The sequence below is a fragment of the Streptomyces sp. RP5T genome, assembly GCF_003933965.1.
In the GTDB taxonomy this organism is placed as follows: Bacteria; Actinomycetota; Actinomycetes; order Streptomycetales; family Streptomycetaceae; genus Streptomyces.
In genome coordinates, this window is the sequence record NZ_RSAJ01000981.1 from 1 (window position 1) to 1,876 (window position 1,876).

1 protein-coding gene and 3 pseudogenes are annotated in these 1,876 nt (G+C 75.3%); 2 read left to right on the forward strand and 2 right to left on the reverse strand.

All coding sequences use genetic code 11. The features are described from left to right. Nucleotides 1-122: pseudogene (locus tag EHS43_RS48590) on the reverse strand (TetR/AcrR family transcriptional regulator); the annotation flags it as partial. A gap of 100 nt (nt 123-222) precedes the next feature. Here EHS43_RS48590 and EHS43_RS43685 point away from each other — a divergent pair. Then, nucleotides 223-1,068, forward strand: coding sequence for a patatin-like phospholipase family protein (locus EHS43_RS43685; RefSeq protein WP_125195956.1), 846 nt, complete (start codon nt 223-225; stop codon nt 1,066-1,068). A 61-nt stretch (nt 1,069-1,129) separates the two neighbouring features. Next, nucleotides 1,130-1,306, forward strand: a pseudogene (locus EHS43_RS48595) (cytochrome P450); the annotation flags it as partial. On the opposite strand, the pseudogene EHS43_RS43695 reads toward EHS43_RS48595, so the two are convergent. After that, nucleotides 1,286-1,876, reverse strand: a pseudogene (locus EHS43_RS43695) (SWF or SNF family helicase); the annotation flags it as partial. The pseudogenes EHS43_RS48595 and EHS43_RS43695 overlap by 21 nt on opposite strands.

Below are 1,876 nucleotides of genomic sequence, written 5' to 3' on the forward strand. Positions count from 1 at the left end.
ATCACGTCCAGAGGTGCCTCCAGCCCCTGCTCCGCGAAGACCTCGTGGGCGGCCTCGATCAGCAACTCCCGGTTGCGTCGCGCATCACGCCGCCGTGCCGGAGCCGTCGCTTCGTCGCTCATGATCGCCCTTTCGCACTACCGGGGAGCGCTCCCCGGTAGTGATGCTATCGTCGGGAGTGTAAGTGGGGAGCACTCCCCATTTCGATGGGAGGGGGGAGAGATGGGCAGTTCGGCGCTTGTCCTCGGCGGTGGCGGCCCCGTCGGGGGAGCCTGGATGACGGGAGTCCTCGCCGGCCTGTGCGACGCCGGTGCCGCCCCGACCCGCGCGGACGTCGTCATCGCCACCTCGGCCGGCGCGATCTTCGGCTCGCGCCTCCTGGCCGGCGAGTCCGCGCACCGGCTGTACGAAGGCCAACTGGCCGGTGCCGACCGGGTGGACCTCCGCGTCGGGCTCGGCCAGACCCTCCGCTTCCTGTGGGCCGCGCTCGGCTCCCGCGACCCGAGACGCTCCGTCCAGCGCCTCGGACGAGCGGCGCTGAAGGCCCGTACGGGACCCGAGTCCGACGTGTTCGACGCGCTGCGCCCCTTGCTGCACGGCGTGCGGGACTGGCCCGACCACGCGCTGCGGATCACGGCCGTCGACGCCCTCTCCGGGGAACTGGCGGCCTTCGACGCCGACTCGGACGTCACGCTCCTCGAAGCGGTCGCGGCGAGCTGCGCGGTTCCGGTGGTCTGGCCCCCCGTCACCGTGGCCGGGCGCCGCTGGATGGACGGAGGCAGCCGCGCCACGGCCAACCTCCACCTCGCGCGCGGTCATGACCACGTCCTGGCCATCGTCCCGATTTCCGCGGCGGTGGGCCCCCATCCCGGCGCCGAACGACAGGCGGCCGCGCTCGCCGACCTGGGCGCCCACGTCACCCTCGTGACGCCGGACCACGCCGCACGCCGTGCCATGGGCCGCGACCTGACGTCCGACGCGCGCCGCCCCGCGGCCGCCCGGGCCGGTCACGCCCAGGCGACGGCACTCGCGGCCTCGTTGCCCGCACTGTGGCGGGCCGACGGGTGAAGCGGCCGGAGCGGGACGCCGCAGGCCCGACAACCGTGAAAGGAAGTCCCGTCAACGGTGCCATGGCCCGCATCACTGCCTGGGCGCCCCGCCGGCCCGCGCCGAGGCGACCGTCGCCCTGCGTCTGCTGCTGCGTCACCGGCCCGTGTTCGCCTTCGCGGCCGACCCGGACACGTTGACCTGGCGCAGCAGCACGCTCCTGCGGGGACTGGCCGAACTACCGCTGGAGTTCGGCTGAGGTGAGCTCCACCGAGGCCAGCGCCGTCGCCGGATCGAGCGCCGCAGGGCCCGCGAGCGTCCAGTTCTCCCGCTCCTTCCGGTACGGCCACCACCGGCCGTCCCGACCCAGGCGTACCTGGGCGGGTGCGCCGACGACCGTCCACCGGTTGCCGTCCGCCGCGAGCGCGGGCCGTTCGTCCTCGTCCCAGGCGGAGTCCAGGGCGGCACGCGCGCGTGCGAGCGTGCCGCCCGAGGGCTGCCACGGCTCCTCCAGCACGGACAGCGCGTCCGTGCCACCGAGCCCCCACGCGTGCGTGGCGTCCGTCAGGGACCGCGGGTCGCGCCCGGATCCGAGGGCGAGCCGTTCCACCAGCGCCGGGTCGGGCGCGGCGACGGCGAGCCGTACGGCGTCCTGAGCAACCGTCAGCTCCTGCACGGGGGAGAGGCGCGCGGAGGGTGCCCGCAGCGCCTCCGCGAGCAGTCGATGAGCCTCCACGGCGGTCCGGGCGGCCAGGTGGCGGACGGCGACCGGGTCGACTCCCGGCCCCGGCGGCGTCTCCGTGTCCAGCGAGGGGGGCAGGCCGGGGTC